Origin of the sequence: Jiangella rhizosphaerae (assembly GCF_003579925.1) — a bacterium.
Taxonomy (GTDB): domain Bacteria; phylum Actinomycetota; class Actinomycetes; order Jiangellales; family Jiangellaceae; genus Jiangella; species Jiangella rhizosphaerae.
The window spans coordinates 1-7,867 of record NZ_QUAL01000365.1 but is presented as its reverse complement, the minus strand read 5'-3'; the positions used below and the strand labels follow the sequence as shown (position 1 = coordinate 7,867).

9 protein-coding genes are annotated in these 7,867 nt (G+C 74.2%); 7 read left to right on the top strand and 2 right to left on the bottom strand.

Annotated elements, in window-relative coordinates:
- Positions 1-1,435 (bottom strand): MMPL family transporter (locus DY240_RS25360; RefSeq protein ID WP_147375522.1); only part of this gene is annotated, 1,435 nt, incomplete at its 3' end.
- A 110-nt stretch (positions 1,436-1,545) separates the two neighbouring features.
- Between DY240_RS25360 and DY240_RS25355 the strand changes: the two genes are divergently transcribed.
- The 5 genes from DY240_RS25355 (at position 1,546) to hisB (ending at position 5,796) form a co-directional block, all read left to right on the top strand.
- The gene (locus DY240_RS25355; RefSeq protein ID WP_199702400.1) at positions 1,546-2,142 is read left to right on the top strand and encodes a TetR/AcrR family transcriptional regulator; all 597 of its coding nucleotides are present in this window, start codon (positions 1,546-1,548) and stop codon (positions 2,140-2,142) included.
- Positions 2,139-2,732: a SanA/YdcF family protein gene (locus DY240_RS25350; protein ID WP_119662476.1), complete on the top strand. Its 594-nt coding sequence runs from the start codon at positions 2,139-2,141 to the stop codon at positions 2,730-2,732. The genes DY240_RS25355 and DY240_RS25350 overlap by 4 nt, the downstream gene beginning before the upstream one ends.
- A gap of 76 nt (positions 2,733-2,808) precedes the next feature.
- Positions 2,809-4,119: a histidinol dehydrogenase gene (hisD, locus tag DY240_RS25345; RefSeq protein ID WP_119662475.1), complete on the top strand. Its 1,311-nt coding sequence runs from the start codon at positions 2,809-2,811 to the stop codon at positions 4,117-4,119.
- Positions 4,112-5,200 carry a histidinol-phosphate transaminase gene (locus DY240_RS25340; RefSeq protein WP_119662474.1) on the top strand — a complete coding sequence of 363 codons (1,089 nt, stop codon included), beginning with the start codon at positions 4,112-4,114 and terminating at the stop codon, positions 5,198-5,200. Before hisD ends, DY240_RS25340 begins: the two co-directional genes overlap by 8 nt.
- The gene (gene hisB, locus DY240_RS25335; RefSeq protein WP_046767700.1) at positions 5,197-5,796 is read left to right on the top strand and encodes an imidazoleglycerol-phosphate dehydratase HisB; all 600 of its coding nucleotides are present in this window, start codon (positions 5,197-5,199) and stop codon (positions 5,794-5,796) included. Before DY240_RS25340 ends, hisB begins: the two co-directional genes overlap by 4 nt.
- Before the next feature lie 5 nt (positions 5,797-5,801).
- Here the strand turns inward: hisB and DY240_RS25330 are convergent, their stop codons facing one another.
- Positions 5,802-6,992 carry an alpha/beta hydrolase gene (locus tag DY240_RS25330; RefSeq protein ID WP_147375521.1) on the bottom strand — a complete coding sequence of 397 codons (1,191 nt, stop codon included), beginning with the start codon at positions 6,990-6,992 and terminating at the stop codon, positions 5,802-5,804.
- A 38-nt stretch (positions 6,993-7,030) separates the two neighbouring features.
- On the opposite strand from DY240_RS25330, the gene hisH reads away from it, so the two are divergent.
- The gene (hisH, locus tag DY240_RS25325) at positions 7,031-7,669 is read left to right on the top strand and encodes an imidazole glycerol phosphate synthase subunit HisH (protein WP_233552872.1); all 639 of its coding nucleotides are present in this window, start codon (positions 7,031-7,033) and stop codon (positions 7,667-7,669) included.
- A 2-nt stretch (positions 7,670-7,671) separates the two neighbouring features.
- Positions 7,672-7,867, top strand: a 196-nt coding sequence (locus DY240_RS25320) for a class I SAM-dependent methyltransferase (protein WP_158602997.1), incomplete at its 3' end; no start/stop codon positions are given.

Sequence of the window (7,867 nt, the reverse complement as noted above, 5' to 3'; positions counted from 1 at the left end):
GCACGACGGCGAACCAGGCACCCGTGCCGTCGGCGTAGCGGCCGGGGTCGGCGGCGGCCGCGATGCGGGCGCCGCCGGCGAACGCGCCGGCCGCGGAGTCGACCCGCTCGACGCCGTCCAGCTCCGACAGCGCCGCCGCGTACGGCGCGATCTCGGCGTCCGGCAGCGACGGCGCCACCACCTGGACGGCGTCGGCGTCCTCCGTCGCGAACTCGGCTCGGACGGTGTCGTACAGGTCGCGGACCGGCTGGCCCGCGGGCAGCACGCGGTCGTCGGGGGAGCCGAAGTCGACGCCGGCGGCCGGTGCGCCGAGGCCCAGCAGCACGACGAGCGCCGCGGCCCCGCTGACCACGGGCCGTCGCATCACCGCCGTCGAGACCCGGAACCAGAAGCCGGTCTCGCGCTCGGCCCGGCCGCGGCCGGCCCGGCGGGCGGCGCGGTGGCCGAGCAGCATCAGCGCCGCCGGCAGGATCACCGTCGCCCCGACGACCGCGGTCAGCACGACGGCGATGCCCGCGTAGGCGAACGACGACAGGAACGGGAACGGGAAGACGAACAGCACGGCCAGCGACGCCGCCACCGTCGCGCCGCTGAACAGCACGGTCCGGCCGGCCCCGGCGACCGCCACCCGGACCGCGTCGGGGACGGGGAGGCCGCGGGCGAGCTCCTCCCGGAACCGGTAGGTCACGAACAGGCCGTAGTCCACGCCCAGCCCGATGCCCATGACCAGCGCGATGTTCGACGCGAACGTGGACACCTCGGTGAACAGCGTGACGACGCGCAGGATCGCCAGCGTCCCGACGACGGAGAACAGCCCGATGCCGAGCGTGACCAGCGCCGGGCCCAGCCGCCGGTAGACCAGCCAGAGCAGGGCGCCCACCAGCGGCAGGATGACGATCTCCGCGCGCAGGAAGTCGGCCCGGGCCTGCTCGGCGACCACCCGGAACACCTCGTCGCCGCCGCCGATCGCGACCTCGACCGGGCCGTCGGTCCCGGCGAACCGCTCGGTCAGGGCGGGCAGCACGTCGCCGCGGACGTGGTCGGCGTCGCCCGGGACCCAGGCCAGCACCAGCGCGTGCCGGCCGTCCTCGCTGCGCAGCGTCGCGGCGCCGTCGCTCCAGTACGACCACGCGTCGCCGACGCCGGGCTCGGCGGCCAGCCGATCGGTCAGCGCGGCGCCCGCGGCGGCGACGTCGGCGTCGTCCACGCTGCCGCCGTCCGTCGCGGTCACCAGGAGCGCGACGTTCGACGTGCTGGTGCCGAACTGCTCGGCGAGGGCGGCGCGCGCCCGGAGCGACTCCGACCCGGGCGCCTCGTACCGGTTCAGCGCGAGCGCCTCGATGACGGTCGCGGCCAGCACCCCGGCGAGCAGGAACAGCAGGACGGACCCGGCGAGGATCCGGCGCGGGGCGCGGGTGACGTATCGGCCGAGCATGATCGGCGGCTCCCTCGTGGTAGCGTCGATGAAAAGACGAGTCGAAGCTCGTGTTTCGCAGAATACGAGCGTCCGCTCGTATTTGTCGAGTCGACGCTGGAGTGGGTGGTGTGACGAAACGGCAGGCTCGAGGGCAGGCACGCATCGAGCAGATCCTCATGGCCGCGGCGGAGGCGTTCGCCGAGTCGGGCTACGAGGCGACCAGCACCAACACGATCGCCGCGAAGGCCGGCATCTCACCCGGCTCGCTCTACCAGTTCTTCGCCAACAAGGACGACATCGCCCATGCGCTGGCCGAGCGGTACGCCGCGCAGCTGGCCGAGCTGCGCACGGCGGCCTTCGAGGGCGCCGACCTCGCCGCGCTCCCGCTGGACCAGCTGATCGGCGCGATCACCGGCCCGCTGGTCGAGTTCAACCTGGCCAACCGCGGCTTCAAGGCGCTGTTCGCGCGGCCGGACCTGCCGCCGTCGCTCACCGCCGCGGTCGCGCCGCTGCACGCCGCGCTGCTCGGACGGGTGACGGCGCTGCTGTCGGCGCGTGCGCCGGGCCTCCCGCCGGACGTCGTCCAGCGGACGGCGACGGTGGCCATCCAGCTGGTCCGGGCGATGATGCCGCTCATCGTGGCCGCCGGCGGCGACGAGCGGGCCGCCCTGGAGGGCGAGCTGCGCGCCGTCCTGCACGGATACCTCGAGCCGGTGGTCGGGTGAGCCGCCGGCGCTGGGTCGCGCTGGCCGCCGCTGCCGCCGTCCTCGCCCTCGCCGTGCCGACGCTGTGGGCGTACGGGGCGAGCAAGGGGCGCATCCTGTCCGACCCGGCCGACGCTCCGTCGACGGACGTGACGATGGTGATGGGCGCCGGCGTGCGCGCTGACGGGCGCCCGTCGCGGCTGCTGGCCGGGCGGCTGGACGTCGCGGCCGCGCTGTACCACCTCGGGCGGACGCGGACGCTGCTGGTCAGCGGCGGGACGGCGCCGGGCGGCTACGACGAGCCGGCGGCGATGCGGCGCTACCTCGAGGACGCCGGAGTGCCGGGCACGGCGATCATCGAGGACCCGCTGGGCGTCGACAGCTGGGCGTCCTGCGTGCGGGCCCGCGACGAGTTCGGGCTGTCGCGGCTGCTGGTGGTCAGCCAGCGGTTCCACCTGCCGCGGACGGTCGCGCTGTGCCGCTCCCTCGGCCTCGACGCGGTCGGCGTCGCGCACGACTCGATGGACTCCAACCCGCCCGGGACGCGGCAGGGGTACCTGCGCGAGGTGGCGGCCTCGGTGCCGGCGATGGTGCGGGCGATCTTCGGCTAGCCCTCGAGCCTGGCCTCGCATCTTGCGATGCGGGCAATGCGTCCGAGGGGTGAACCGCGCACATAGACTCGGGTGAGTGATACGCCGCATCGACCTGCGGGGGAGGCTCGCCGCCGGCGAGAGCCTCGACTACCGCACGCTCGTCCCACGCGCCCCGATCGACGTCGAGGCAGCGCTCGACGCCGTCCGGCCCATCTGCGACGACGTGCGGCATCGTGGGCTGGCGGCGGTCAAGGAGCTCACGGCCCGGTTCGACGGCGTCGAGCTGACGGACGTGCGCGTCCCGCAGGACGCCATCGACAGCGCCAGTGAGCGGCTCGATCCGCGCGTCAGGTCCGCGCTCGAGGAGTCCATCCGCCGCGCCCGCCTCGTCCACGGTGACCAGCGCCGCACCGACGTCACCACCACGGTGGTCCCCGGCGGCACCGTCACCGAGCGGTGGATCCCGGTCGAGCGCGTCGGCCTGTACGTGCCCGGCGGCCTCGCGGTCTACCCGAGCAGCGTCGTCATGAACGTCGTCCCGGCGCAGGTGGCCGGCGTCGGCAGCCTGGCGGTGGCGAGCCCGCCGCAGCGGGACACCGGCCTGCCGCACCCGACCATCCTGGCCGCGTGCGCGCTGCTCGGGGTCACGGAGGTGTACGCGGTCGGCGGTGCCCAGGCGCTGGCGATGTTCGCCTACGGCATCCAGGGAACCGTCGAGCCCGTCGACCTCGTCACCGGGCCCGGCAACGTCTACGTCGCGGCGGCGAAGCGGCTGCTGCGCGGCGTCGTCGGCATCGACGCCGAGGCTGGGCCGACGGAGATCGCGGTGCTCGCCGACGACACCGCGGACCCCCGGCACGTCGCGGCCGACCTCATCAGCCAGGCCGAGCACGACCCGCTCGCCGCCTCCGTCCTCGTCACCGACAGCGAAGCCCTCGCCGACGCCGTCACCGCCGAGCTCGACCTGCGCACGAAGGCGACCAAGCACGACGAGCGGGTCCGGACGGCCCTGAGCGGCGAGCAGTCGGGCATCGTCCTGGTCGACGACCTGGAGCAGGGACTGGCCGTGGTCGACGCCTACGCGGCGGAGCACCTGGAGATCCAGACCCGCGACGCCGCGGCCGTCGCCGCCAAGGTCAAGCACGCGGGCGCCGTCTTCGTCGGCCCGTGGTCCCCGGTCAGCCTCGGCGACTACGCCGCCGGCTCCAACCACGTCCTGCCCACCGGCGGCAGCGCGCGGCACTCGTCGGGCCTGTCGGTGCAGACGTTCCTGCGCGGCGTCCACGTCGTGCACTACGACGAGGCCGCCCTGCGCGACATCGCCGACGACGTCCGCGCCCTCGCGAACGCGGAGGACCTGCCCGCCCACGGCGAGGCGATCGCGGCGAGGTTCGGCGATGAGTGAGCTGCCCATCCGCGACGAGCTGCGCGGCGTCGAGCCGTACGGCGCGCCGCAGCTCGACGTGCCGGTCTGCTTGAACGTCAACGAGAACCCGTTCCCGCCGTCGGAGCAGCTGGTCGCCGACGCCGCGCGGGCCGTCGCGCACGCCGTCCGCGACCTCAACCGCTACCCCGACCGCGAGGCGACGACGCTGCGCGAGCGGCTCGCGGCCTACCTCGAGCGCGAGTCCGGCGTCACGCTCGAGACCGGCGAGGTGTGGGCGGCCAACGGCTCCAACGAGGTGATGCTGCAGATCCTGCAGGCCTTCGGCGGGCCGGGACGAACGGCGCTCAGCTTCGCGCCGACCTACTCGATGTACCCCGAGTACGCCCGCGACACCTCGACGACGTGGGTGACGGCCCAGCGCGAGGACGACTTCAGCATCGACCCCGATGCCGCACTGAAGGCGATCGCCGAGCACCAGCCGACCGTCGTCTTCGTCGCCTCGCCCAACAACCCCACCGGCACCGCCGTCCCGCTCGACCTGGTCAGCACGCTGCACGAGGCCGGCGACGGCATCGTCGTGGTCGACGAGGCGTACGCGGAGTTCCGCCGCGACGGCGTCCCCAGCGCGCTCAGCCTGCTCGCCACCCACCCGCGGCTGATCGTCACGCGGACGATGAGCAAGGCGTTCGCGTTCGCCGGCGCCCGCCTCGGCTACGCGGCGGCGAGCCGGCAGATCGTCGACGTCCTGCGGGTCGTCCGGCTGCCGTACCACCTGTCCGCCGTCACGCAGGCGGTCGCCGTCGTCGCGCTCGAGCACGCCGCCGAGCTGCAGGCCCGGGTCGCCCAGCTGCGCGACGAGCGCGACGCGCTGGCGGCGTGGCTGCGCGAGCAGGGCCTCGAGGCTGCCGAGTCCGACGCGAACTTCGTGCTGTTCGGCCGGTTCGCCGACCGCCACGCCGTCTGGCAGGGTCTGCTGGACCACGGCGTCCTCATCCGCGAGACCGGCCCGGACGGCTGGCTGCGGGTGTCGGTGGGCACCCCGGAGGAGACGACGGCGTTCAAGGTCGCCCTCACCGACGTACTGAAGGAGCAGTCATGAGCCGCACCGCCAAGGTCGAGCGCGCGACCAGCGAGAGCAAGGTCAGCGTCGAGCTGGACCTCGACGGCGAGGGCCGCCACGACATCGCCACCACGGTGCCGTTCTACGACCACATGCTCACGGCGCTGGCGCGGCACTCGCTCATCGACCTCACCGTCCGGTCCGAGGGCGACACCCACATCGACGTCCACCACACCGTCGAGGACACCGCCATCGTCATCGGCCAGGCGCTGCGCGAGGCGCTCGGTGACAAGGTCGGCATCGTCCGCTACGGCGAGGCCACCGTGCCGCTGGACGAGGCGCTGGCGCACGCCGTCGTCGACGTGTCCGGGCGGCCGTACTTCGTGCACTCCGGCGAGCCGGCCGGGCAGGAGTACGTGCTGATCGGCGGCCACTTCACCGGCTCGCTGACGGCGCACGTGCTGGAGAGCCTCGCCCACCACGGCGGCCTGACCATGCACGTGCGCGTGCTCGGCGGCCGCGACCCCCACCACATCGCCGAGGCGCAGTTCAAGGCCGTCGCACGGGCGCTGCGCACCGCCGTCGCCATCGACCCGCGCGAGCGCGGCGTGCCGTCGACGAAGGGCGCGTTGTGACGACGCTAGACCTGAACGGCCGCGCCGTCGTCGGCGCCGAGCGCGGGCAGCGAGGTCAGGAACGCCGCCACCGCCGCCTCGTAGCCGGCCGGGTCGAGGTTCCAGTTGCGGACGTGCTCGGCTTGCGTGCGCAGGTACGTGACGAGGTCGGGCCGGGCCGCGGCGAACCGGTCCGACGACGTCACCGGGACGGTGGTGTCGCCCGACCCGTGGATCAGCAGCACCGGGACGTCCAGCCGGTCGGCGTGCGCCACCTGGTCCATGGCCCAGACGTTGATGCCGGTGCGCGCCCGCACGACCGACGCCGCGACGGTGGCGCCGAACGCCGGCACCCCGCGCAGCCGCGCCTGGTAGGCCAGGATGTCCAGCCACGACAGCACCGGCGAGTCGTACACGACACCGACGACGTCGTCCGATCCCGCGACGCGCAGGTGGTTGCCCACGATGGCGCCGCCCATCGAGTAACCGGTCAGGACGAACTCGCGGGCGCCCTGCTCACGGGCCCAGTCGAGGGCCGCGGCGAGGTCCTCGGACTCCGTCCAGCCCAGGCCGTACTCGCGGTGCGGACCCTCGGGCGCGCCGTCGTCGTTGCGGTAGGCGATGGACAGCTGCGGCAGCCCCAGACGGTGCACCGTGGGGACCAGCCGGTACGCCTGACCCCTGGTGGCGCCGCGGCCGTGCACGTGGACCAGCCAGCGGTCGCCGTCGGCCGGGACGTACGTGGCGGGGTAGCGGCCGAGCGGGCCGTCGAAGTCGACCCGCCGCGCCGCGACGCCGGCGACGCGCGACAGGTCGCGCAGGGCGTTGGGCGCGGCGTAGTAGGCCACCCGCACCTGAGTGCCGACGGCGGGCAGCTGCGGGTAGGGCTCGATGCTGCGCAGGACGTACTCGCCGGCGACGTCGATGTCAGGGCCGACGCGCGCGAAGCCGCCGGGCCACTCCAGGCCGACGACGCCGGGCTCCTGGGCGCCCGGGCCGGACAGCGTGACCGTGCTGCCCACGACCGCCACGACCTCGATGGGGTAGTCGGGCGGCTCGGGCCGCACCTGCAGCAGCTCGTCGGCGTAGTACCAGCCGCCCGCGCCGGTGGTCGCCAGACCAGCCACCGCGACCGCCGCGGAGCCCACGGCGACCCGCAGCGGCCAGCGTCGTGCCGCCCCGGGTACTGCGGCGCCGGCGCGATCGTCGAGGGTCACGCTGGCAGTGTGACACGCCGAGGTGGACGATGAGTGACGTGCAACCCAAACGAGACGTGGTCGTGCTCGACTACGGATCCGGCAACGTCCGGTCCGCGACGCGCGCGCTGGAGAAGGTCGGCGCGAACGTCACGCTGACCGCGGACCGCGAGGCCGCCGCCGAGGCGGACGGTCTCGTCGTCCCCGGCGTCGGCGCGTTCGCCGCCTGCATGGCCGGCCTGCGCGCCGTCCGCGGGCACGAGGTCGTCGGGCGCCGGCTGGCCGGCGGCCGGCCGGTGCTGGGCATCTGCGTCGGCATGCAGATCCTGTTCGAACGCGGTGTCGAGCACGGCGTCGAGTCCGAGGGCATGGGCGAGTGGCCCGGCACCGTCGAGCAGCTGCAGGCCCACCCGCTGCCGCACATGGGCTGGAACACCGTCGACGTACCGGCCGGCTCGGTGCTGTTCGACGGCGTGGAGAAGGATCGGTTCTACTTCGTGCACTCGTACGGTGTCCGCCGGTGGGTCATGCCGCCGCCCGAGCGGCTGAAGGCACCGCTGGTGACCACCTGCACGCACGACGGCGACAGCTTCGTCGCCGCCGTCGAGAACGGGCCGCTGAGCGCGACGCAGTTCCACCCCGAGAAGTCGGGCGACGCGGGACTGCACCTCCTGGAGAACTGGGTGAGGAGTCTGTGACCGTGACCAACTGGGACGCACGGGCCTACGACCGCGACTTCGCGTTCGTGGCCGCCTACGGTGCGGAGCTGCTCGACTGGCTCAAACCGCAGCCCGGCGAGTCCATCCTCGATCTCGGCTGCGGCACCGGCGAGCTGACGCAGCGGCTGATCGACGCCGGCGCCCGCGTCATCGGCCTGGACGCCGACCCCGCGATGA